24 protein-coding genes are annotated in these 22,811 nt (G+C 63.5%); 19 read left to right on the forward strand and 5 right to left on the reverse strand.

The annotated features are described in order from the left end of the window. Nucleotide 1 precedes the first annotated feature (1 nt). A complete protein-coding gene (locus AC3WOB_RS23735) occupies nucleotides 2-1,192 on the forward strand; it encodes an MFS transporter (RefSeq protein ID WP_013394617.1) in 1,191 nt (396 codons plus the stop codon). A 62-nt stretch (nucleotides 1,193-1,254) separates the two neighbouring features. Further along, nucleotides 1,255-1,653 carry a RidA family protein gene (locus tag AC3WOB_RS23740; RefSeq protein ID WP_013394616.1) on the forward strand — a complete coding sequence of 133 codons (399 nt, stop codon included), beginning with the start codon at nucleotides 1,255-1,257 and terminating at the stop codon, nucleotides 1,651-1,653. Here AC3WOB_RS23740 and AC3WOB_RS23745 read toward each other — a convergent pair. Next, nucleotides 1,650-2,555, reverse strand: coding sequence for a LysR family transcriptional regulator (locus AC3WOB_RS23745; protein ID WP_013394615.1), 906 nt, complete (start codon nucleotides 2,553-2,555; stop codon nucleotides 1,650-1,652). The genes AC3WOB_RS23740 and AC3WOB_RS23745 overlap by 4 nt on opposite strands. 98 nt (nucleotides 2,556-2,653) lie before the next feature. Between AC3WOB_RS23745 and AC3WOB_RS23750 the strand changes: the two genes are divergently transcribed. The 3 genes from AC3WOB_RS23750 (at nucleotide 2,654) to AC3WOB_RS23760 (ending at nucleotide 4,573) form a co-directional block, all read left to right on the forward strand. Then, nucleotides 2,654-3,811, forward strand: coding sequence for a DSD1 family PLP-dependent enzyme (locus AC3WOB_RS23750; RefSeq protein ID WP_013394614.1), 1,158 nt, complete (start codon nucleotides 2,654-2,656; stop codon nucleotides 3,809-3,811). Nucleotides 3,812-3,834: 23 nt separating this feature from the next. After that, complete coding sequence (locus tag AC3WOB_RS23755; RefSeq protein ID WP_013394613.1) at nucleotides 3,835-4,221, forward strand: RidA family protein; 387 nt, start codon at nucleotides 3,835-3,837, stop codon at nucleotides 4,219-4,221. Between the two features lie 79 nt (nucleotides 4,222-4,300). After that, nucleotides 4,301-4,573, forward strand: coding sequence for a hypothetical protein (locus tag AC3WOB_RS23760; RefSeq protein WP_013394612.1), 273 nt, complete (start codon nucleotides 4,301-4,303; stop codon nucleotides 4,571-4,573). Nucleotides 4,574-4,592: 19 nt separating this feature from the next. Here the strand turns inward: AC3WOB_RS23760 and AC3WOB_RS23765 are convergent, their stop codons facing one another. After that, nucleotides 4,593-4,892: a DUF2513 domain-containing protein gene (locus AC3WOB_RS23765; protein WP_041655757.1), complete on the reverse strand. Its 300-nt coding sequence runs from the start codon at nucleotides 4,890-4,892 to the stop codon at nucleotides 4,593-4,595. A 124-nt stretch (nucleotides 4,893-5,016) separates the two neighbouring features. On the opposite strand from AC3WOB_RS23765, the gene AC3WOB_RS23770 reads away from it, so the two are divergent. The 5 genes from AC3WOB_RS23770 (at nucleotide 5,017) to AC3WOB_RS23790 (ending at nucleotide 7,743) form a co-directional block, all read left to right on the forward strand. Then, nucleotides 5,017-5,415, forward strand: a complete 399-nt coding sequence (locus tag AC3WOB_RS23770; RefSeq protein WP_013394610.1) for a hypothetical protein — start codon at nucleotides 5,017-5,019, stop codon at nucleotides 5,413-5,415. A gap of 93 nt (nucleotides 5,416-5,508) precedes the next feature. Continuing rightward, nucleotides 5,509-5,829 (forward strand): hypothetical protein, encoded by a 321-nt coding sequence (locus AC3WOB_RS23775; protein WP_492276351.1) that lies wholly within the window; start codon nucleotides 5,509-5,511, stop codon nucleotides 5,827-5,829. A 375-nt stretch (nucleotides 5,830-6,204) separates the two neighbouring features. Then, nucleotides 6,205-6,408: a cold-shock protein gene (locus AC3WOB_RS23780; RefSeq protein WP_006220190.1), complete on the forward strand. Its 204-nt coding sequence runs from the start codon at nucleotides 6,205-6,207 to the stop codon at nucleotides 6,406-6,408. A gap of 230 nt (nucleotides 6,409-6,638) precedes the next feature. After that, nucleotides 6,639-7,202, forward strand: a complete 564-nt coding sequence (locus tag AC3WOB_RS23785; protein ID WP_013394608.1) for a DUF924 family protein — start codon at nucleotides 6,639-6,641, stop codon at nucleotides 7,200-7,202. Nucleotides 7,203-7,536: 334 nt separating this feature from the next. After that, nucleotides 7,537-7,743: a cold-shock protein gene (locus AC3WOB_RS23790; protein ID WP_006225311.1), complete on the forward strand. Its 207-nt coding sequence runs from the start codon at nucleotides 7,537-7,539 to the stop codon at nucleotides 7,741-7,743. A 141-nt stretch (nucleotides 7,744-7,884) separates the two neighbouring features. Here the strand turns inward: AC3WOB_RS23790 and AC3WOB_RS23795 are convergent, their stop codons facing one another. Continuing rightward, nucleotides 7,885-8,436 carry a TIGR00645 family protein gene (locus AC3WOB_RS23795; protein ID WP_013394607.1) on the reverse strand — a complete coding sequence of 184 codons (552 nt, stop codon included), beginning with the start codon at nucleotides 8,434-8,436 and terminating at the stop codon, nucleotides 7,885-7,887. Between the two features lie 260 nt (nucleotides 8,437-8,696). Here AC3WOB_RS23795 and loiP point away from each other — a divergent pair, with 260 nt between their 5' ends. The 5 genes from loiP (at nucleotide 8,697) to lon (ending at nucleotide 15,699) form a co-directional block, all read left to right on the forward strand. Further along, nucleotides 8,697-9,452, forward strand: coding sequence for a metalloprotease LoiP (gene loiP / locus AC3WOB_RS23800; protein ID WP_013394606.1), 756 nt, complete (start codon nucleotides 8,697-8,699; stop codon nucleotides 9,450-9,452). A 169-nt stretch (nucleotides 9,453-9,621) separates the two neighbouring features. Continuing rightward, a complete protein-coding gene (gene tig, locus AC3WOB_RS23805) occupies nucleotides 9,622-10,932 on the forward strand; it encodes a trigger factor (RefSeq protein WP_013394605.1) in 1,311 nt (436 codons plus the stop codon). Between the two features lie 4 nt (nucleotides 10,933-10,936). Beyond that, nucleotides 10,937-11,590, forward strand: a complete 654-nt coding sequence (gene clpP, locus AC3WOB_RS23810) for an ATP-dependent Clp endopeptidase proteolytic subunit ClpP (protein WP_013394604.1) — start codon at nucleotides 10,937-10,939, stop codon at nucleotides 11,588-11,590. Between the two features lie 100 nt (nucleotides 11,591-11,690). Then, the gene (clpX, locus tag AC3WOB_RS23815) at nucleotides 11,691-12,989 is read left to right on the forward strand and encodes an ATP-dependent Clp protease ATP-binding subunit ClpX (protein ID WP_013394603.1); all 1,299 of its coding nucleotides are present in this window, start codon (nucleotides 11,691-11,693) and stop codon (nucleotides 12,987-12,989) included. Between the two features lie 259 nt (nucleotides 12,990-13,248). Then, a complete protein-coding gene (lon, locus tag AC3WOB_RS23820; RefSeq protein ID WP_013394602.1) occupies nucleotides 13,249-15,699 on the forward strand; it encodes an endopeptidase La in 2,451 nt (816 codons plus the stop codon). Nucleotides 15,700-15,822: 123 nt separating this feature from the next. Here lon and lexA read toward each other — a convergent pair whose 3' ends face one another. Beyond that, on the reverse strand, nucleotides 15,823-16,473 hold the full coding sequence (gene lexA, locus AC3WOB_RS23825; protein WP_492276352.1) for a transcriptional repressor LexA: 651 nt from the start codon (nucleotides 16,471-16,473) through the stop codon (nucleotides 15,823-15,825). Nucleotides 16,474-16,676: 203 nt separating this feature from the next. Continuing rightward, entirely contained in the window at nucleotides 16,677-17,876 is a 1,200-nt protein-coding gene (locus AC3WOB_RS23830) for an amino acid aminotransferase (protein WP_492276353.1), read from the reverse strand. A 75-nt stretch (nucleotides 17,877-17,951) separates the two neighbouring features. On the opposite strand from AC3WOB_RS23830, the gene uvrB reads away from it, so the two are divergent. From uvrB to AC3WOB_RS23850, 4 genes are all read left to right on the forward strand, one after another. Continuing rightward, nucleotides 17,952-20,072 carry an excinuclease ABC subunit UvrB gene (uvrB, locus tag AC3WOB_RS23835; protein WP_237709918.1) on the forward strand — a complete coding sequence of 707 codons (2,121 nt, stop codon included), beginning with the start codon at nucleotides 17,952-17,954 and terminating at the stop codon, nucleotides 20,070-20,072. A gap of 250 nt (nucleotides 20,073-20,322) precedes the next feature. Next, nucleotides 20,323-20,814: a low molecular weight protein-tyrosine-phosphatase gene (locus AC3WOB_RS23840; RefSeq protein WP_006386176.1), complete on the forward strand. Its 492-nt coding sequence runs from the start codon at nucleotides 20,323-20,325 to the stop codon at nucleotides 20,812-20,814. A 194-nt stretch (nucleotides 20,815-21,008) separates the two neighbouring features. After that, the gene (gene iscR, locus AC3WOB_RS23845) at nucleotides 21,009-21,551 is read left to right on the forward strand and encodes a Fe-S cluster assembly transcriptional regulator IscR (RefSeq protein ID WP_013394598.1); all 543 of its coding nucleotides are present in this window, start codon (nucleotides 21,009-21,011) and stop codon (nucleotides 21,549-21,551) included. A 21-nt stretch (nucleotides 21,552-21,572) separates the two neighbouring features. Beyond that, a complete protein-coding gene (locus tag AC3WOB_RS23850; protein ID WP_013394597.1) occupies nucleotides 21,573-22,784 on the forward strand; it encodes an IscS subfamily cysteine desulfurase in 1,212 nt (403 codons plus the stop codon). Nucleotides 22,785-22,811: the final 27 nt, after the last annotated feature.

Here is a 22,811-nt window from a genome sequence, read left to right on the forward strand (position 1 = left end):
GGTGTCGAATCCGTATCGCGAGTTGTTCCAGGCGCCCGGCGCCCTGGGTTTTGTCCTGGCTGGCGCCGTGGCGCGCCTGCCGTTGCCCATGATCGGCATAGGCATCATTACCATGCTGTCCGAAGTGCGCGGCGCTTATGCGCTGGCGGGCGGCGTCGCGGCCACCTTCGCCTTGGCCACCGCCTTGCTGGCTCCGCGGATTTCCCGTCTGGTGGATCGCCACGGTCAGGGCAGGGTGCTGCCCGTGGCGGCGGGCCTGAGCGTCGCGGGATTGGTCGGCCTGGCGGCTTGCGTGCAATGGGGAGCGCCCGACTGGACTCTATTCCTCTTCGCCGCGCTGGCGGGCGCCTTGCCCAGCATGCCGGCGATGATACGCGCGCGCTGGACCGAGATATTCAGGGACCAGCCGCAGTTGCGTACCGCCTATGCGCTGGAGTCCGTGGCCGACGAGCTGAGTTTCATTGTCGGTCCGCCGCTGGCCGTCGGGCTGAGCGTGCTGTTCTTTCCCCAGGCCGGCCCCTTGTTCGCCGCCTTGCTGCTGGCGGTGGGCGTCACGGCCTTCGTCCTGCAGCGGGCCACGGCGCCCGCGGTGCGGTTCAGGCAGGAGGGGCGCCAGGCGTCGGTGCTGCGTATGCCTCCCATGCTATCGCTGCTTGCAATGATGGCCGCCATGGGCGTCATCGTGGGCACCATCGATGTATTGAGCGTCGCTTTCGCCCGCCAGCAGGGCTTCCCGGCCGGCGCCAGCCTGGTGCTGTCCTCCTATGCTCTGGGCTCTTGCGTCGCGGGTCTGGTGTTCGGCGTGTTGAAGTTTCAGATGCCGCTTGCCCGCCTTCTGGTGGTTGCGGCGGCGGTCACGGCGTTGACGACGGTTCCGCTGCTGCTGGTAAACGATCTGCTCACCTTGGCGCTGGGCGTGCTGCTGGCCGGCCTGTCCTTTGCGCCGACCATGATCATCGCGATGGCGCTGGTGGAAGGCAGCGTGCCGGGCCATCGTCTGACCGAGGGGCTGACCTGGCTGGTGACCGGTCTGGGCGCGGGCGTCGCGGCGGGCGCGGCGCTGGCAGGCTGGGTGGTCGACCACCATGGCGTGGGCGCGGGGTTCTGGACGGCGGTTTGCGCGGGGGCGATCGTGCTGCTGGCTGCCTTGCCGGCCGGGCGCGGCCGCGTGGCGGGACGTGCCGGCGCCTGAGGCGGCACGTCGATAGAATGGCGGTTTCGGCGCCTGTTCAGGCGCGCCGCCCGGAGATGCTCATGTCCAGAACCGTCGTCAATCCCGATACCGTGCCCAACACCGTGCAATACGGTTTCAGCCAGGCCGTCATCGTCACGGGGCAGCGCCGCATGCTGTTGTCCGGCCAGGTTGGCGTCGATGCCAACGAACGCACGGCGGGGCCGGGCCTGCAGGAGCAGACCGAGGCCGCGCTGGACAATGTCGAGCGCGTGCTCGCTGCGGCAGGCGGCACGCTGGCGCAGGTCATCATGCTGCGCATCTACATCTGCGAAACGGCCAGGGAAGATCAGGAAGTCATCGCCCAGGCGCTGCGCGACCGCTTCAAGAAGGATCCCCCGCCGTCGTCCTGGGTCATCGTCAGCGGCCTGTCGCTGCCGGAATGGCTGATCGAGATCGAGGCGGAGGCCATGCTGGACTAGCGGCGCCAGGGCGCCGCGGCAAAGGCGGCGCGCAGATGAGCCAGGAAACCCGCCGTCCGCGCGGGCAGTTCCTGGCGCGATTTGACCAGGGCCACCACGTCGGCCGACGGCAGGCTCCAGCCAGGCAGCAGGGGCACCAGCGCGCGCGCCTGCAGATGCGCGGCCACGTCCCATTCCGACCGCACCATGATGCCGTGCCCGGCCAGCGCCCATTCCACGGCGGTTTCGCCTGCGTTGCTCGACAGCGCCGGCGCAATGCGCACTCCCACGGCCGGGCCACGCCCGTGCTTGAAGCGCCACAAGGTCACGTCTTCATCGTTCTCACGCAGCGCGATGCAGTCGTGCGCGCGCAGATCTTCGGGTTTGGCGGGAGCACCGCGACGCGCCAGGTAGGCGGGCGACGCGCACAGGATCCGGCGGTTGGGCGCCAGCGGGTAGGCGACCAGGGTCGAATCGCGCAGCTCGCCGATATGGACCATCACATCCCAGTCGTCGGAAGCCAGCCGCGGCGGCCCGTCGGACAGCGTCAGGCTGGCCGTGACGTCCGCGTTCTGCCCGCGGAATTCGGCGACCAGCCCGGCGATGTAGCGCTGGCCGAATCCCAGGGGGGCGACCACGCGCAGATGGCCCGCCACCACGTCCCGGCGTCCGGCCAGTTCGTCGGCCAGGTCGCCCAGCTCGCCGCAGATCTGTTCCGCCCGCAAGGCCAGCAGCCGGCCTTCGTCGGTCAGCGCGGTGCCGCGCCCCGAGCGGTTGACCAGCCTGACGCCCAGCCGCTTCTCGAGCGTGTGTAGTCTCTGGGTGACGGCAGGCGGGGTCACGTCCAGCGCGCGCGCCGCTTCGGCCAGCGAGCGGGTCGCTGCCAGGCTGAGGAAGAAACGCAGGTCTTCGGTCGTGATCATGCAGGCATGGATTAATGGATGATTAAGTCCAGATTAAACACGCGGAACTGTCGCCGCGCCATACTTCAGCCATTCCAATCCGCCATGCCGAGAGCGCCATGAACCAGAACGCCACGCCTTCCTCCCTCGATACCCTCGACACGCCATGCCTGCTGCTGGATGAAACGCGCATGGCGCGCAACATCGAGCGCCTGAACGCGCTGATGGCCGGGCACGGCGTGCAACTGCGCCCGCACCTGAAGACGCCCAAATCCATCGACGTCGCGCGCCGGCTCATGTCTTCGCCGCAGGGGCCCGCGGCCGTGTCCACGCTGCAGGAAGCCGAGCAGTTCGCGGCCGCCGGCGTCACCGACCTGCTATACGCCGTGGGCGTGTCGCCCGCCAAGCTGGACCGCGTGCTGGCGCTGCGGCGGCGCGGCGTGGATCTCACCGTGGTGGTGGACAGCCTGGAGGCGGCGCGCGCCGTCGCCCAGCGGGGGCGGGAAGCGGGTGACGCCATCCCCGCGCTGATCGAGATCGATTGCGACGGCCACCGCGCTGGTGTGCAGCCGGGCAACACCGCGCAACTGCTGGCGATCGCGCGGGTCCTGCACGAGGACGGCGCGTGCCTGAGGGGCGTGATGACCCATGCCGGCGAGTCCTACGGTTGCGACAGCGTCGAAGCCATTGCCGACATGGCCGAGCAGGAGCGCCTGGCGGCGGTTACCTGCGCCCAGGCGATCCGCCAGGCCGGCCTGCCATGTCCGGTGGTCAGCGTGGGGTCCACGCCCACCGCGCATTTCGCCCACAGGCTCGATGGTGTGACGGAAGTCCGCGCCGGCGTGTACGTATTCTTCGACCTGGTGATGGCAGGGCTGGGCGTGTGTTCGGTGGATGACATTGCAGCCACCGTTCTGACGACCGTAATCGGCCATCAACCCGACAAGGGCTGGATCCTGGTCGACGCCGGATGGATGGCCATGTCGCGCGACCGGGGCACCGCCAGGCAGCGGGTGGATCAGTTGTACGGCCTGGTGTGCGATGCGGACGGCACGGTCTATCCCGACCTGCTGCTGGCCGAGACCAACCAGGAGCAGGGCATCATCAAGGTACGCCCCGGCAGCGGCGCGGCCCTGCCCGAACTGCCGCTGGGCGCGAAGCTGCGCATCGTGCCCAACCACGCCTGCGCCACCTGCGCCCAGCACGACGCCTACGAGGTCGTGCGCCCGGGTTCGCCCGAAGTGGTGGCGCATTGGGAACGCTTTCGCGGCTGGTAGCCGTCATTCAAGAGGAGGCACGCATGGAACTCATCCATACGCATCAGGCCACGCCGCCCGCCGGCCACTATTCGCAGGCGGTCCGCGCCAACGGCTTCATCTTTGTCTCGGGGCAGTTGGGCTTTTTGCCGCCCGCAGCTCCTGGGGAGCGGCCCGCGCTGGCCAGCGGCGCGGCCGCCCAGACCCGGGAAGCGCTGCGCAGCGTCCGCGCCATCCTGGAAGCGGCCGGCGCCTCGCTTGCCACCGTCGCCAGCGTGACGGTATACATCCCGGACGTGGCGCTCTGGGACGAGGTCAACGGGGTGTACGAACTGTGTTTCGGCGATCACCGGCCCGCGCGGGCCATCGTGCCCACCCGCGAACTGCACTACGGCGCCCTGGTCGAGATCAGCGTGGTCGCCGTAGCCTAGCGGTCCGCGCACGCGCGGACGCGTGCGAGGCCGCGCCTATAATGCCTGCGCCTCAATACCTTCGGGGGAGACCGTCCGCATGCAGTACGAATACCTGTTCTGGTCCATGGCCGCGATGGTGGCGGCGGCGTTGGTTGGCGGCTCGCTATGCGGCCGCCTGGGCTCCGTCAAGCATGTGCTGCTGGGGGTTGCCGCGCTGGCGGCGGCGGTGGGCGTGGCAGTGTTCCTGTTGTCCCGCCACGGCGGCTTCAGCGAGCTGTCGGCGATGCTGTCGATCGCCGCTTTCATGTTCAGCCTGGTGATCGGCGCCGCCGCGTCGCTGCTGACGCGGCGCATCCTGCTGCGCCGCTGAGCCTGGGGCGCCCGGCGCCTTATTCTTCCGCGTCGAAATCCTCGTCGTCTTCGTCGTCCTCATCCTGCTCCAGGGCGTCGTAGCCCTTCCAGGTGATGCGCCAGCGCGTTGCGCCCGCGGTCGCCGCGGTCTCGCTGATCTGCTTGACCAGGCCAGCGTCCTCCAGCAGGTCCAGGTGGTGTGCAATTACCTGCAGGCCCTGTTCTTCGGGATGGGGCGCCAGCGCCACGTTCTTGATGTCGTGCGTGCTCAGGTTGGGGCCCGGGGCGTCGCGCAGGGCGCCCAGGATAGTGACGACCAGATCGAAATCGCGTTGCATGATGTCCACCATTCATTGGGGGTAAAAGATAGGGCGACGATAGCAGAGATCCATTGCTGCCACGCGACAGCCGCGCGGCCGGGTTACAGTCCAGGGTTCTCGACAACCGATACATGCAGATCCCATGAAGAAACCCGCAGAGCGCGATTGCCTCGCGCTGGTCCCCGGCTATACGGGCCAGGCCGCCAAGCTCTTTCTCACGCGCGGCGAGGACGGCCGCATCGCAGGCGTGACCGTGTTCGACCTGCTTGGCCACATCAAGCTGCAGGCAGATGCCGACGCGGCGGCGGCCTGGGTCGGCGACTGGCTCGCCCAGGAGGCTGACAACCGCAAGGCCCGCCGCACGCAGTTGCTGGCGCAGATGTTCATCTGCAAGCTGGCCGGAGAGGAGAAGGGCGCCTTCCTGGCGGCGCAGAAGCCGCTGATCCGCGCGCTGGCCGACGCCGGGGTGCGCACCCGTTCCGTCGCCGCCACTTCGGGGGCCGCGCGGCAGTCACTTGGTCCTACTGTCAAGAAGCATTAGCCCAAGGCTGTTATAGTCGCGCCTGGGCGTGCGAGTGCACCTGCAAGGTGCGTGCCCAGGCGGGCGGTGCCCGCAAATCAAGGAAGATGGATCATGGAAATAGTAAGTCGGCAGGTTGCCGACATAGCGGGCGGCGTCGAGCTGCACACCACGCTGGATGGCGAGAGCATCAGCGTCTACGTCGTAGAGGGCGTGACGGATCTCAATGCGATCGCAGACATCGTGCCGCGTGAAAAGGTCGAAGCTGGGGCTGACATACACGCCTCTAGTGTCGACAATGTTGATAATGCGCAAGAACAGATCGACCAAGTCCTGGAGAATATGAATCCCGGCGACGTGGCGGTTTTCCTTTGCTCGGGCCCCGATGCTTTTGGCGCGGCGCTCGATCTGCTGGGTTTACCTATCGACGAGTAAGCCTGGCGGCAAACCAAAGTGCTAGCCCGAACGGCGTATGAAGAAATCCTCGTACGCGGGCAGGCGGCATTTATATAAGCCTTGATAGTTTGTTTATGATGCGTGGGTGTAAACACCTATGCAGGACTTCTTATTGCCTATGAAAATGTGTGAAATCCGCGTGCAGTTTCTCTTTGTTGCATTATTGGCACGCATTTTTTAGGATTATGTTGACTTGTGAGGGGAACCTAACGATAGTGTCGGCACACGATCACAAGCGTTGCGATTTTCGTTCAGTGCCGTGCCTTTTCCGGCTCAGCGTTATTGTTCTACTGTCCCCTCCTTGATTGATTCGTGACCTCCGGGCATTTGCCCATTATCTCTAGGAAATACAGTATGGAAACCGGCGTCGTCAAGTGGTTCAACTCGGAAAAGGGCTATGGCTTCATCACTCCGGAAGCGGGTGGTAAGGATCTGTTCGCTCACTTCTCCGAAATTCAGGGCTCGGGCTTCAAGTCTCTGGAAGAGAACCAGCGCGTCAGCTTTGTGACGGCCAATGGCCCCAAGGGCCCGCAAGCCACGAAGATCCAGGTCCTGTAAGGGTCTGAGTTTTCGGTAGAAGCCCCCTCGTGGGGCTTTTTTGTTTTCTGCGGCAGCATTTCCTAAACATGGAAAGTATCTGTCCGCCAATAATGTCAGGGTAATCCCTAGAATGCGGTAATTCCTGATACTGAAGTCGCACCCGATTCATTCATCTGGTGTATGAGCCCTAATGCCGGCACGGTCTCTGTTATCGTCGCCCTTGCTCAGACTTCAGGATGCGCGTTCTCATGACTTCATCTTTTTCCACGCAGATTGCCCCGCAGGCTCAGGACGTGGTCACGTTCTGGATCGATGCCGGTCCGCAGCAATGGTTCAGTAAGAACGCGGAGTTCGACGCTGCCTTCCGCGCCCGTTTCGAAGCCGCCCACATGGCAGCCGCGGCGCGCCAGCTGGATGCGTGGCTGGATGACGCCACGGGCGCCCTGGCGCTGATGATTCTGCTGGACCAGTTTCCCCGCAATGCCTACCGCGGCACCGCGCACATGTTCGCCACGGACCCGCTGGCCCAGTATTTCGCCGATCGCGCCATTGCCGCGGGCCACGACCTGGCGGTGGACCCGCAGCTGCGTCCGTTCTTCTACCTGCCTTTCGAACATGCGGAAAACCTCGCGGCGCAGAACCGCGGCGTGGCCTTGATGGAGCCGCTGGATGCCGACACGCTGCGTTGGGCCGTCCTGCATCGCGACATCATCAAGCGCTTTGGACGATTTCCCCATCGCAATGCCGCGCTTGGCCGGCAGACCTCGCAGGCAGAGCAGGAATTCCTCGATTCCGGCGGCTTCGCTGGCTAGCGCTGTCGTGGCCGTGGGAAACGGCTGCTCGAGCGGCGGCGCGGCATCAGGTATCCGCTTGTGTCCACGCGTGGCAAGTTGAAAATTCCAGATGGATCGCGCCGGTGCAAACCCTTGCCCGGCCTTGCTTTCCGCCGCTTTCGGGGCGCCGTCAAACTTGCGGATATTTGACGTTTTTCGGGGTTCGCCAATACACTGGGTTTAGCGAGATTCTCAAGCGACGCGGTCTGCGTTTCACTTGTCGCCGTCAGTGGTACTGCGGTTGCTTCCTCTCCCATCCTTGATGATCTGGCGCCCCGCGAGCAATCGCTTTTTCTAGGTTCAAGGACATTCCATGGCAACCGGCATCGTTAAGTGGTTCAACGCCGAAAAAGGGTATGGCTTCATCATGCCCGACGACGGCAGCAAGGATCTTTTCGCTCACTACTCGGAGATCCGCAGCGAAGGCTATAAGTCGCTGCAGGAGAACCAGCGCGTCACCTTCGAGGTCGGCACCGGCCCCAAGGGTCCCAGCGCAAAGAACATCAAGGTAGCGGCCTGACCTTCGCAGGGCAGCGCCCCGGGCCGGCCCGGCGCTCCGCCCAGAAAAAAGCCCCCGCACGCAATGTGCGGGGGCTTTTTTTGCTCCCGAGGCCTGGTGCGTCCCGCAAGGCGGGCGAGGCTCGCGGAGACTGATTTGGCGTCAGTGCTTGGCGTGGTTGGCGGGCGGCGTGGCAAGCTTGTCGACCAGCGCGATTCCCAGCGCCGACAGGATGAACAGCGCGTGGATGACGGTCTGCCACATCACGCCGGCCTCGGAGAAGCGCGCGTTGGGGGTGCCCAGCGTCCCGGCTTCGATAAAGGTGCGCAGCAGGTGGATCGAGGAGATGCCGATGATGGCCATCGCCAGCTTGACCTTGAGCACGCTGGCGTTCACATGGCTGAGCCATTCCGGTTGGTCAGGATGGCCCTGCAGGCGCAGGCGGGACACGAAGGTTTCGTAGCCGCCCACGATCACCATGACCAGCAGGTTCGAGATCATCACCACGTCGATCAGGCCCAGCACCAGCAGCATGATCTCCATTTCGCCGAAGCTGCTGGCGTGCGTCACCAGGTGCCACAGCTCTTTCAGGAACAGCATGACGTAGACGCCTTGGGCGACGATCAGGCCCAGGTACAGGGGCAGTTGCAGCCAGCGCGAGCTGAAGATGAGGCTGGGCAGCAAGCCCAGGCGGGGAGGGGTGTTGGAGTTCATTTGTGGGTGCGAGCCGAATGGTATGTGCGAAAAAGGCGGGCGCAATTCTATCAATGCCGCGTTGCCGCAGATATCAGTTTTTTAAGAGCGATCCAGTCCGGCGCAAGCGCCGGCTAGCATGACTGCGCGGATCTTGTTGGGGTTTTATGTAAGAAAAGCTGGCATTTGCGAAACTGTGTGGCGAAACGCTTTGTGTGCATTGGTCGTATATAGAATTGCGGCCTCGTTCGCATAGAGCCAGTAAAGAGGAGTTTGTTCCCATGAAGATCCGCTACACCGTTGCCGCCTTGAGCGTTGCGCTCGCCCCTTTCTCCGCCTCCCAGGCTTTGGACATCGGCGGCCTGGTCGGCGCCGGCAGCAAGGTCGTTCAGGCTGCCACGCTGAGCGATGCTGAAATCAAGACCCTGTCGGACAAGGCTTGCGCGCAAAGCGATTCGCAGGAAAAGATTGCTGCTCCCGGCAGCAAGTACGACGCCCGCCTGCAGAAGATCGCCAAGCAACTGGGCGGCACCGTCAACGGCCAGAAGGCCAGCTACAAGGTCTACGTCACCAAGGACGTCAACGCGTGGGCCATGGCCAATGGCTGCATCCGCGTCTACAGCGGCCTGATGGACATGATGACCGACGATGAAGTGCTGGGCGTGGTGGGCCACGAAATCGGCCACGTCGCGCTGGGCCACAGCAAGAAGGCAATGCAGACCGCCTACACCGTTTCCGCCGCGCGCGACGCCGCCAATGCGGCAGGCGGCGCTACCGTGGCCGCGCTGAGCTCGTCGCAACTGGGCGACCTGACCGAGAAGTTCATCAACGCGCAATTCTCGCAATCGCAGGAAAGCGCCGCCGATGATTACTCCTTCGACCAGTTGCAGGCCAAGGGTCTCAATACCCGCGGCCTGGTGACGGCCTTCCAGAAGCTGGCCGAACTCGACGGCGGCAAGAGCGATATGATGAGCTCGCACCCGTCCTCGGCCAAGCGTGCGCAGCACATCGAAGAGCGCATCGCCAAGGCCAAATAAAGCGTCCGTACAGGCGTTTCTCCTCCCGTCCCGGGTGGAAAACGGGGCGCGAGTATCCGGACTTATCCGGGTGCTCGCGCCCCTTTGCGTCAGGGGGCCGGAAGTTTCCGGTAAAATGCCGCGTTTATCCGCCCGTCATCTCTTTATCTCTCGGAAAATAGGTCTTTTAATGCAGCCTGTGGTTGAAACCCTCTCCGGCCTGGAGCGCCGTGTTGATCTGGCCGTCTCGGTGGCCGACGTCGAAAAGGAAGTCCAGGCGCAATTGAAGCGCGTGGCACGGACCGCCAAGGTCCCCGGCTTCCGTCCTGGCAAGGCTCCGCTTGCCATGCTCGAGCGCAGCCATGGCCCCGGCATCCGCTACGACGTGATCAATGGCCAAGTTGGCCGTGCCTTTGAACAAGCCGTCGACGGCGCCAAGCTGCGCGTCGCTGGCGCCCCGAACCTCGAACCCAAGACCGACGGCGTTGCCGACGACACGCTGGCGTTTACCGCCACGTTCGAGGTCTATCCCGAAGTCGCCGTGCCGGACCTGTCGACCCTGGCCGTGACCCGCTACGAAACGGCCGTCACCGACGCAGAAGTGCAGCAAACGCTGGACGTCCTGCGCAAGCAGCGCGCCACGTTCGAAGCCCGTGAAGGCCGCGCCTCGCAAGACGGCGATCGCGTCACGCTGGACTTTGCCGGCACCATCGACGGCGTGCCGTTCGAAGGCGGCAAGGCCGAAGATTTCCCGTTCGTGCTCGGCCAAGGCCGCATGCTGCCGGAATTCGAAGAAGCCGCCCGCGGCCTGAAGGCTGGCGAAAGCAAGGTCTTCCCGCTCAAGTTCCCCGATGACTACCAAGGCAAGGAAGTCGCCGGCAAGACTGCCGAATTCACCATCACCGTCAAGGAAGTGGCTGAAGGCGTGCTGCCCGAGCTGAATAGCGAATTCGCCAAGTCCCTCGGCCAGGCCGAAGGCGACGTCGAAAAGCTGAAGGCCGACATCCGCAGCAACATCGAACGCGAAGTCAAGGTCCGCTCGGCTGGCCGCACCAAGTCCAGCGTCATGGACGCCCTGGTCGAAGCCGGCAAGTTCGACGTGCCGAAGGCACTGGTAGACAACGACGTGCAAGGCCGCGTCGCCGCTGCCCGCGAAGAGCTCAAGCAGCGCGGCATCCCGAACGCCGAGTCCGTGCCGATCCCGGCTGAAGCCTTCGCCACCGAATCCGAGCGCCGTGTGCGCCTGGGCCTGCTGGTGTCGGAACTGGTCAAGCAAGCCCAGCTGCAAGCCAAGCCCGAGCAAGTTCGCGCGCGTATCGAAGAGTTCGCCGAGAACTACGAACAACCCGCCCAGGTTGTCAGCTATTACCTGGCTGACCGCCAGCGTCGTGCTGAAATCGAGGCTATCGTGCTGGAAGACAATGTCGTCGCGCACGTGCTGGAAAAGGCCAAGGTCACCGAAGAGAAGGTGCCTTTCGATCAGTTGATGGGGATGGCGTAACACTATGCAGAGATTCACCGATTTCTATGCGGCAATGAATGGCGGGTCTTCGGTGACCCCCACCGGCCTGGGCTACATTCCCATGGTGATCGAGCAGTCGGGGCGCGGCGAGCGCGCCTACGACATCTATTCGCGTCTGCTCCGCGAGCGGCTCATTTTCCTGGTGGGTCCGGTCAATGACGCAACGGCCAACCTGGTCGTGGCGCAGTTGCTGTTCCTGGAATCGGAGAATCCTGACAAGGACATTTCCCTGTACATCAACTCGCCCGGCGGGTCGGTGTACGCGGGAATGGCCATTTTTGACACCATGCAGTTCGTCAAGCCGGACGTGTCCACCCTGTGCACCGGCCTGGCGGCCAGCATGGGCGCGTTCCTGCTGGCCGCAGGCAAGAAGGGCAAGCGCTTCACCCTGCCCAACTCGCGCATCATGATCCACCAGCCCTCGGGCGGCGCCCAAGGGCAGGCTTCGGACATCCAGATTCAGGCTCGCGAGATCCTGGACCTGCGCGAACGCCTGAACCGCATCCTGGCTGAAAACACCGGCCAGACCATGGAACGCATCGGCATAGACACGGAGCGTGACAACTTCATGTCGGCCGAAGATGCGGTATCGTATGGACTGGTGGACAAGGTGATGACCTCCCGCTCGGAAGGCTGACTTCCAGGTTGATCTGACCCGCTGCCATCATGTTTGAGTAAGCGCATGCGCTAGGCTAAGTTCCAGCCTGGCGCATCTTTACCTGAGATACGAAAGAAATATGCCTGAAAAAAAGGGATCGGCAGACGCAAAAGTGCTGCATTGCTCGTTTTGCAATAAAAGCCAGCATGAAGTCCGCAAGCTGATCGCGGGTCCGTCGGTATTCATCTGCGATGAATGCATAGACTTGTGCAACGACATCATCCGCGAGGAGGCGCAAGCCACCGCGCGCGCGGCGATTCGTTCCGAACTGCCCACTCCGGCTGAAATCAAGACCTTCCTCGACCAGTACGTCATCGGGCAGAACTCGCCCAAGCGCATGCTGGCCGTGGCCGTCTACAACCATTACAAGCGCATCCGCCACGGCGAGATCAAGGGCGACGAAGTCGAGCTCTCCAAGAGCAACATCATGCTGATCGGCCCCACCGGGTCGGGCAAGACGCTCCTGGCCCAGACGCTGGCGCGCATGCTGAACGTGCCCTTCGTCATGGCCGACGCCACCACGCTGACCGAAGCCGGTTACGTGGGCGAAGACGTCGAGAACATCATTCAGAAGTTGCTGCAGAACTGCAACTACGAAGTGGAAAAGGCGCAGCGCGCCATCATCTACATCGATGAAATCGACAAGATTTCCCGCAAGTCCGACAACCCGTCCATCACCCGCGACGTGTCGGGCGAGGGCGTGCAGCAGGCCTTGCTGAAGCTGATCGAAGGCACGGTCGCTTCGGTGCCCCCGCAGGGCGGCCGCAAGCACCCCAACCAGGACTTCGTCCAGGTCGACACGACCAACATCCTGTTCATCGTGGGCGGCGCCTTCGACGGACTGGAAAAGGTCATCCGCGACCGTACCGAAAAATCGGGCATCGGCTTTTCGGCCTCGGTGCGCGCCAAGTCGGAACGCGGCGTGGGCGAGCTGTTCTCCGAAGTCGAACCGGAAGACCTGATCAAGTTCGGCTTGATTCCCGAACTGGTCGGCCGTCTGCCGGTGGTCGCCACCCTGGACGAACTGGACGAAGCGGCCCTGGTGCAGATCCTGACCGAGCCCAAGAACGCCTTGCTCAAGCAATTCCAGAAGCTGTTCGCCATGGAAGGCGCTGAGCTCGACGTGCGGCCCGCGGCCCTGAAGGCGATCGCCCGCAAGGCGCTGCGCCGCAAGACGGGCGCGCGCGGCCTGCGTTCCATCATCGAGCAGGCCCTGCTCGACACCATGTATGACCTGCCTTCTCAAGGCAACGTCAAGCGCGTGGTGCTGGACGAGGGCGCCATCGAAGGCGAGGGCAAGCCATTGCTCATCTACGCCGACGAGGACGCGGCTGCCGACAAGCCAGAGCGCGGAGAAGTCCGCGATGCCGCAGCCTGATATTTCAAAAAAGCCCGTTCCTGTAACGGGTTTTTTTGCCTAAGGCGCATTCCCGGGTGCAAACACGCTTTTCCCGCAGGCGCGACGCTTGCATACTGGGAGTGCCGCCCCGGGGTTTTTTCCAGCCTTTGGGTTATCCGGGCGCCGAGATCTTGAATTTTCGGCTATTGTTCCCATAACAGACGTAACCGACGTGGATTGCCCGGGTATACCCGGATCTCCCGTCCCCGATACGCCGAGTCATACCGAGGAACCTCCTATGTCTGCCAGCCAGACCCTGCCTTCCGACCCGATCGACCTGCCCCTGCTCCCACTGCGCGACGTCGTGGTGTTTCCGCACATGGTCATCCCGCTGTTCGTCGGCCGTCCGCGCTCTATCCGCGCGCTCGAGGTTGCGATGGAAGCGGGCAAGAGCATCATGCTCGTGGCCCAGAAATCCGCCGGCAAGGATGATCCCACCCCCGAAGACGTCTACGAGATCGGCTGCGTAGCCGGCATCCTGCAGATGCTCAAATTGCCCGACGGCACCGTCAAGGTGCTGGTCGAAGGCACCCAGCGCGCCCGTATCAACAGCATCGAAGACGCCGATTCGCACTTCACCTGCCAGGTGAGCCCGATCGAACCGGACGCCATGCAAGGCTCCGAGACCGAGGCCCTGCGCCGCGCCATCGTGGCTCAGTTCGAGCAGTACGTAAAACTGAACAAGAAGATCCCCCCGGAGATCCTGACCTCGCTGGCTGGCATTGATGATGCCGGGCGCCTGGCCGACACGATCGCCGCACATCTTCCCCTGAAGCTCGAGCAGAAGCAGAAGATGCTCGAGATCGTCGGCACCTCCGAGCGCCTCGAAGGCCTGCTCACGCAACTCGAAACCGAAATCGACATCCTCCAGGTCGAAAAGCGGATTCGCGGCCGCGTGAAGAAGCAGATGGAAAAGAGCCAGCGCGACTACTACCTGAATGAGCAGGTCAAGGCCATTCAGAAAGAGTTGGGCGAAGGCGAAGAGGGCGCGGACATCGAAGAGCTTGAAAAGAAGATCATCGCTGCCCACATGCCCAAAGAGGCGCGCAAGAAGGCCGATGCCGAGCTCAAGAAGCTCAAGCTCATGTCGCCCATGTCGGCCGAAGCCACCGTGGTGCGCAACTACATCGATACGCTCATCAACCTCCCCTGGAGGAAGAAGAGCAAGATCAACAATTCCATCAGCAACGCGGAAACGGTGCTGGACAACGACCACTACGGTCTGGAAAAGGTCAAGGAACGGATCCTCGAATATCTTGCCGTGCAACAGCGCGTGGACAAGGTGAAGGCGCCCATCCTGTGCCTGGTCGGCCCTCCTGGCGTGGGCAAGACCTCGCTCGGCCAGTCCATCGCCAAGGCAACGAACCGCAAGTTCGTGCGTATGGCGCTGGGCGGCGTGCGCGACGAAGCCGAGATCCGCGGCCATCGTCGTACGTACATCGGCTCCATGCCTGGCAAGATCGTCCAGAACATGTCCAAGGTCGGCGTGCGCAATCCCTTGTTCCTGCTCGACGAAATCGACAAGCTGGGCATGGATTTCCGTGGCGATCCCTCCTCGGCGCTGCTCGAAGTGCTGGATCCGGAACAGAACCATACATTCCAGGACCATTACATCGAAGTCGACTTCGACCTGTCCGACGTGATGTTCGTGGCTACCAGCAACACGCTGAACATTCCGCCGGCCCTGCTGGACCGCATGGAAGTGATCCGCCTGTCGGGTTATACCGAGGAAGAGAAGATCCACATCGCCCGCGACCATCTGCTGCCCAAGCTGATGAAGAACAACGGCGTGAAGGATAGCGAACTCACGGTCGACGACAGCGCGCTGCGCGACATCGTGCGTTACTACACCCGCGAAGCCGGCGTGCGTGCGCTCGAGCGCGAAGTGGGCAAGATCTGCCGCAAGGTCATCAAACAGTTGCTGACCCAGAACGACCGCGCCAAGGCTGAAGGCAAGACCGTCGAGGTCAAGCCGGTCAACGTCACGGGCGACAACCTGAGCGATTTCCTGGGCGTGCGCCGTTACGCCTTCGGCATGGCCGAAAAGGAAAACCAGATCGGTCAGGTGACGGGTCTGGCCTGGACCGAAGTCGGCGGCGATCTGCTGACGATCGAAGTCGCGGACATGCCGGGCAAGGGCGTCATCCAACGCACCGGTTCGCTGGGCGACGTGATGAAGGAATCGGTCGAAGCGGCCCGCACGGTGGTGCGTTCGCGCGCCCGCCGCCTGGGCTTTGCCGACAGCGTCTTCGAGAAGCACGACATGCACGTGCACGTGCCGGAAGGCGCGACACCCAAGGACGGTCCGTCCGCGGGTATCGCGATCACCACGGCCATGGTGTCGGCCTTGTCGCGCATCCCGGTGCGCGCCGACGTCGCCATGACCGGCGAGATCACGCTGCGCGGCGAAGTCCTGCCCATCGGCGGCCTGAAGGAAAAGCTGCTTGCAGCTCACCGTGGCGGCATCAAGACGGTCTTGATCCCGGAAGAAAACGTCAAGGACTTGGCGGAAATCCCGGACAACGTCAAGAACCACCTTGAAATCGTGCCGGTGCGCTGGATCGACAAGGTGCTGGAAATGGCCTTGGAGCGTCTGCCGGAGCCCCTGGCCGAGGAAGAGGCCGTCAAGGAACCCCTGGTGGCCAAGCCTGCCGAACCCGGTTCGACCGATCCGGTGCTCAAGCACTGATGAACGCCTGGAGGACGCCGCCCTCGGGTGGCGTTTCTCCAAGACAGGGCCTTCAACAAAAAACCCCGCCAAGAAAATCGGCGGGGTTTTTTTGCGTGGTGCGCGGACGCAGAACGCCGGGGTCTAGTGCAGTGCGTGTGTGCGGATCAGGCCTACTGCGATGCCCTCCAGCGCGAAATCCTGGCCGGCTTCGACCACGATGGGTTCGAAATCGGGGTTTTCGGGCAGGAGTTCGATGTGGCCGTTCTGGCGCTGCAGCCGCTTGACCGTGACGTCGTCGCCCAGGCGAGCCACCACGATCTGGCCGTTGCGGGCTTCCGAGGCTTTCTTCACGGCGAGCAGGTCGCCTTCCAGGATGCCGGCATCGCGCATGCTCATGCCGCGGACCTTGAGCAGGTAGTCGGGCGCCTGAGCGAACAGGTTGGGGTCCACGCCCACTTCCCGTTCGACGTGCTCGGCGGCCAGGATGGGGCTGCCCGCAGCCACGCGGCCGACCAGGGGCAGCAGTAACTGCGCCAGGCCCGGCATCGGTAGCGAGCTTTGCGTGGAGGCAGGGGAGGTGTCTTTCAGGCGGATGCCGCGAGAGGCGCCCGCCGTCAGTTCGATGGCGCCCTTGCGCGCCAGCGCCTTGAGGTGATCTTCCGCTGCATTGGGGGAACGGAAACCCAGGGCCAGGGCGATTTCGGCGCGCGTCGGCGGGAAGCCGGTGCGTGCGACGGTCTGCCGGATGAGGTCCAGGATTTGTTGTTGGCGATCAGTGAGTTTGCTGGCCATGGCGATGATCCGGTGCTAGCGGACTGTACATATATACAGCGCCATTCTGGGGGACACAGCGCAAAAAAGCAAGCCGGCCCGAGCCAAAAGAAAAAGCCGGCCCGCGCCATAAGAAAAAGCCGGCCCGCGCCAAAAGAAAAACGGGACCCGAAGGTCCCGTTCCTGGCGGCAGGCCCGGATGGGCCTGTGCGCGGCAAGCGGCCTTAAAGCACTGCTGCGATGCCCTTGGCGACCTTGTCGATGTTGCCGCTGTTCAGCGCGGCGACGCAGATGCGGCCGCTGGACACGGCGTAGACACCATGCTCTTCGCGCAGGCGATCCACTTGCGCGGCGGTCAGGCCCGAGTACGAGAACATGCCGCGCTGCTGCAGCACGAAGCTGAAGTCCTGCTTGCCGCCGTGTTCCTTGATCTTGTCGACCAGTTGCTTGCGCATCTCGCGGATGCGGTCGCGCATGCCGGCCAGTTCCTCTTCCCACATGGCGAAGAGTTCAGGCGTGTTCAGGACCGTCGACACCACCGTGCCGCCGTGGGTGGGCGGGTTGGAGTAGTTGGTGCGGATCACGCGCTTGAGCTGGCTCAGCACGCGGGTGGCTTCGTCCTTGCTGCCGGCCACGACCGTCAGCGCGCCCACGCGTTCGCCGTACAGCGAGAACGATTTCGAGAACGACGAGCTGATGAACATGGTCAGGTCCAGGTCGGCGAACATGCGCACGACCGAGGCGTCTTCGGTCAGGCCGTCGCCGAAACCCTGGTAGGCGATGTCCAGGAACGGGACCAGCTTGTTTTCCTTGACGACGGCGGCGATCTGCTTCCACTGGTCGGCGGTGGGGTCCACGCCGGTGGGGTTGTGGCAGCAGGCATGCAGCACGACGACGGTCTTGGCCGGGGCTGCCTTCAGGTCGGCCAGCATGGCGTCGAAGTTCAGGCCGCGGGTGGTGGCGTCGTAATACGAATAGGTGCCGACCTCGAAACCGGCGCGCTCGAACAGGGCGCGGTGGTTTTCCCAGCTGGGATCGCTGATCAGGACCTTGGAGGTCGGCAGCAGCTGGCGCAGGAAGTCGGCGCCGATCTTCAGCGCGCCGGTTCCGCCCAGGGCCTGGGTGGTCAGCACGCGGCCGGCGGCGGCCAGCGCCGAATCCTTGCCCAGCAACAGGGCTTGCGCGCCGGTGTTGTAGCCGGCGATGCCTTCGATCGGCAGGTAGCCGCGGGCGGCGGCGGCCTCGATGCGGGCGGCCTCGGCCTTGCGCACCGCGCCCAGCAGGGGAATGCGACCCTGATCGTCGTAGTACACGCCCACGCCCAGATTCACCTTACCGGGACGCGTATCAGCGTTGTATTGTTCGTTCAGGCCAAGAATGGGGTCGCGCGGCGCGAGTTCGACGGAATCGAAAAGGGTGCTCATGGGAGTCTGATGAGGTGGGTGGACGCAGTACAGGCTGCTGTGGATAATGAGGGGTTTACCCTGGAAGAGTCTAGCATGCCTAAGAGCGCAATAGACCCGATTACGGCGGGGGCTGCGGCGAACCCGGCGGCCGATCCCGTGGCGGCATCGGCCGTGGCGGACCCGTCCGCGCCAGGCCCTGGATTCATCGACTTCCCGGGCAGCCCGTTTCATCTGTACCAACCCTATCCGCCGGCCGGGGATCAGCCCACCGCCATCGAGGGGCTGACGCAGGGGGTAGAGGACGGCCTGATGTTCCAGACGCTTTTGGGCGTGACGGGCTCCGGCAAGACCTACACCATGGCCAACGTGATCGCCCGCATGGGACGGCCGGCGCTGGTGCTGGCCCCCAACAAGACGCTGGCCGCCCAGTTGTACGCCGAGATGCGGGAGTTCTTCCCGAAGAACGCGGTCGAGTACTTTGTTTCGTATTACGACTACTACCAGCCTGAGGCCTACGTCCCGACGCGCGACCTGTTCATCGAAAAGGATTCGTCCATCAATGAACACATCGAGCAGATGCGGCTGTCCGCGACCAAGAGCCTGCTGGAGCGCCGCGACACCATCATCGTGGGCACCGTGTCGTGCATCTACGGTATCGGCAACCCGGGCGACTACCATGCCATGGTGCTGATCCTGCGCGCTGGGGATCAGATCGCCCGCCGCGAGATCCTGGCGCGCCTGGTGGCCATGCAGTACACCCGCAACGACGCCGAGTTCACCCGTGGCGTTTTTCGGGTGCGCGGCGAGACTATCGACATTTTCCCGGCGGAAAGTCCGGAGCTGGCGCTGCGCCTGACGCTGTTCGACGACGAAATCGAAAGCCTGGAGCTGTTCGACCCGCTGACCGGCCGCATCCGCCAGAAGCTGCCGCGTTTCACCGTCTATCCCGGTTCGCACTACGTCACGCCGCGCGATACCGTGCTGCGCGCCATCGAAACCATCAAGGAAGAGCTGCGCGAACGCGTCAAACGCTTCGTCGACGACGGCCATCTGGTCGAGGCCCAGCGGCTGGAGCAGCGCACCCGTTTTGACCTGGAAATGCTCCAGGAACTGGGTTTCTGCAAGGGCATCGAAAATTATTCCCGCCATCTGTCGGGCGCGGCGCCAGGCGAACCTCCGCCTACCTTGATCGACTACCTGCCGTCCGATGCCCTCATGTTCATCGACGAAAGCCACGTCACCATCGGGCAGTTGGGCGGCATGTACCGCGGCGACCGTGCGCGCAAGGAGACGCTGGTCCAGTACGGCTTCCGACTGCCCTCGGCGCTGGACAACCGCCCGCTGAAGCTTGAAGAATTCGAGGCCCGGATGCGCCAGTGCGTATTCGTATCGGCCACGCCGGCTGCGTACGAGAAAGAGCACACCGACAACGTCGTGGAGCAGGTCGTCCGGCCCACCGGGCTGGTGGATCCGCTGGTCGAGGTCCTGCCTGCCCGCACGCAGGTCGACGATCTGCTCGGGCAGATCAAGGCGCGCGTCTCGCAAGCTGAGCGCGTGCTGGTCACCACCCTGACCAAACGCATGGCCGAGGACCTGACGGACTTCCTCAGTGAGCACGGGGTGAGGGTGCGCTACCTGCACTCGGATATCGACACCGTGGAGCGGGTGGAAATCATCCGCGACCTGCGCCTGGGCACGTTCGACGTGCTGGTGGGGATCAACCTGCTGCGCGAAGGCCTGGATATCCCTGAAGTCTCGCTGGTCGCCATACTGGACGCGGACAAGGAAGGTTTCCTGCGGTCGGAGCGCAGCCTGATCCAGACCATAGGCCGCGCGGCGCGCAACCTGAATGGTCACGCCATCCTCTATGCGGACCGCATCACCGATTCGATGCAGCGCGCCATGGAAGAAACCGAGAGACGGCGCGCCAAGCAGCAGAAATTCAACGCCGATCATGGCATCACTGCCAGGGGCGTGCAGAAGGCCGTGCGCGAGCTGATCGACGGCGTGGTCGCGCCCACGCAACACGATGCGCTCGAGGCGGCGGTGCCGGCTGAGTTCCTGAAGGACGAAAAGGCCCTGGCCCGCGAGATCAAGCGCCTGGAGAAGCTGATGATGGACCATGCCCGGAATCTGGAGTTCGAGCAAGCTGCGGCCGCCCGCGACGCCTTGACCGCACTGAAGCAGCGGGTGCTTCTGGATGGGGCGGTATAGGCGAGATTGATGTACCTAAATGTTTCTATTGGCTGACGGTCTGCTGAATTTTTAGAAAATCTGTTGCGTTGCAATCAAGCTGTCGCAATCAGGCGAATTCTCCGGGTCCAGTGTTCAGGCGCAGGATCCGGATTCAATCGTAAGTGTATGATTTGTTTGAGTTGATGATGGCGATGTATTGGCTCGGCCCGAATCTCGCAAACGCAAAAAAAGCTTGCCTTATCTCGGGTTTTCCCGCACACTTACTTCCATGATGACCAAGGTACTTTTCGTTTGCATGGGCAATATCTGTCGCTCGCCGAGCGCAGAGGGCGTGTTTCGCCATTTGGTGAACGACGCGGGTTTGGGCGATGTGGTTCGCATCGACTCCGCGGGCACGCACGCGTTTCACATCGGCGAGGCGCCTGATGCCCGGGCGCAGGCCGCAGCGCGCAAGCGCGGCTACGAGATCACGCACTGCGAAGCGCGTCAGGTCACCGCGGAGGATTTCCGCGATTTCGACCTGATCCTCGCCATGGACTGGGACAACCTGTCTGCCATGCAGCAGCAGTGCCCCAAGGCCTACCAGCACAAGCTGATGCTGCTGATGCGCTTTGCCAACGAGTTCGAGGAGGCCACCGTGCCCGATCCGTACTATGGCGGCGCCGATGGTTTCGGCAAGGTATTGGACTACCTGGAAGATGCCTGTCAGGGTGTGCTCGAGCTGGTGCGCAAGCGCGCTACCCAGTATCAGGCGGCGTGATCCGCTTTTTCCGCAGGGCTGCCCGCCGGGCGGTTCTCGGAGAAACTGGGCAGAAAAAAACCGCGCGAATGCGCGGTTTTTTCTAGCCGGGAGCCATACCAAATTAGTCGGGAATAGGCTATACTTGAGCCAATTACTCGGGTATTGACCGCTGGATTCGCCTGCGGCCATTGCCGAATCACAGGGAACCTACCATGCGGCTAACTACCAAGGGGCGTTTCGCCGTGACTGCCATGATCGATCTGGCTATGCGGCAGCATAGCGGTCCGGTCACTCTAGCGGCCATCAGCCAGCGTCAGAATATTTCGCTGTCCTACCTGGAACAGCTGTTCGGGAAACTGCGTCGCCACGAACTCGTGGACAGCGTGCGCGGTCCCGGCGGCGGCTATTCGCTTGCACGCCTGGCCCGTAACGTTACCGTCGCTGACATCATCTTTGCCGTCGACGAACCCCTGGACGCCACCAGTTGCGGCGGCAAGCGGGACTGTACGAGCGGCAACGACGGCAAACCGGGCAAGTGCATGACGCACGAACTCTGGGCTACGTTGAATCGCAAGATGGTGGATTACCTGGATTCGGTGTCCCTGCAAGATCTGGTCGATCAGCAGCGCGTGCGCCAATTGCAGGAAGCCAACAATCAAGCGCAGGCTTGCGCGGTACGCGTGAACCGGGTGGGGGGCGCCGCAAGCGCCGCCAACGCACCGGCCGCGACCGTCGCCGCCAACGCCACCGTATAAGCAGTATCAGGAGTTGTAGAAATGACCACCCGCCCGATCTATCTGGACTATTCGGCCACGACGCCCGTCGACCCCCGCGTCGTGGACAAGATGGTGCCCTGGCTGTACGAGAACTTCGGCAACCCGGCCTCGCGCAGCCACGCGTTTGGCTGGGAATCCGAAGATGCCGTCGAACGTGCCCGCGAAGAAGTCGCCAAGCTGGTCAACGCCGACCCGCGCGAAATCGTCTGGACCTCCGGCGCGACCGAGTCCAACAACCTGGCGATCAAGGGCGCCGCGAACTTTTACTCCGAACGCGGCAAGCACATCGTCACCGTCAAGACCGAGCACAAGGCTGTGCTGGACACCTGTCGCGAACTCGAGCGCCAGGGCTTCGAGGTGACCTACCTGGACGTCAAGGACAACGGCCTGATCGACCTGGACACCTTCAAGGCCGCGCTGCGCCCCGATACCGTGCTGGTGTCGGTGATGATGGTGAACAACGAAATCGGTGTGATCCAGGACGTGGAAACCCTGGGCGAAATCTGCCGCGAGAAGGGCATCATCTTCCACGTGGACGCCGCGCAGGCGACCGGCAAGGTGGCCATCGACCTGCAAAAGCTCAAGGTCGACCTGATGTCGTTCTCCGCCCACAAGACCTACGGTCCCAAGGGCATCGGCGCGCTGTACGTGCGCCGCAAGCCGCGCATCCGCATCGAAGCGCAAATGCACGGCGGCGGCCATGAGCGCGGTTTCCGCTCGGGCACGCTGGCCACGCACCAGATCGTCGGCATGGGCGAGGCTTTCCGCCTGGCCCGCGAGGAAATGGGCACCGAAAATGAGCGCATTCGCATGCTGCGCGACCGCCTGTGGGCAGGCCTGTCGCAGATCGAAGAGGTCTACCTCAACGGCGACATGGATCAGCGCGTTCCGCACAATTTGAACGTCAGCTTCAACTATGTCGAAGGCGAATCCCTGATCATGGCGATCAAGGAATTGGCCGTCTCCAGCGGCTCGGCCTGCACCTCGGCCAGCCTGGAACCGTCCTACGTGTTGCGGGCCCTGGGCCGCAACGACGAGTTGGCGCACAGTTCGATCCGTTTCACCCTGGGCCGTTTCACGACCGAAAAGGAAGTGGACTACGCCATCGAACTGCTCAAGAGCCGCGTCGGCAAGCTGCGCGATATGTCGCCGCTGTGGGAAATGGCCAAGGAAGGCATCGACTTGAACACCGTTCAGTGGGCTGCGCACTAAGCGCCCGCGCCTAGAAATTCGTGGAGA

The sequence above is a fragment of the Achromobacter sp. FW305-C-30-7 genome, assembly GCF_058783105.1.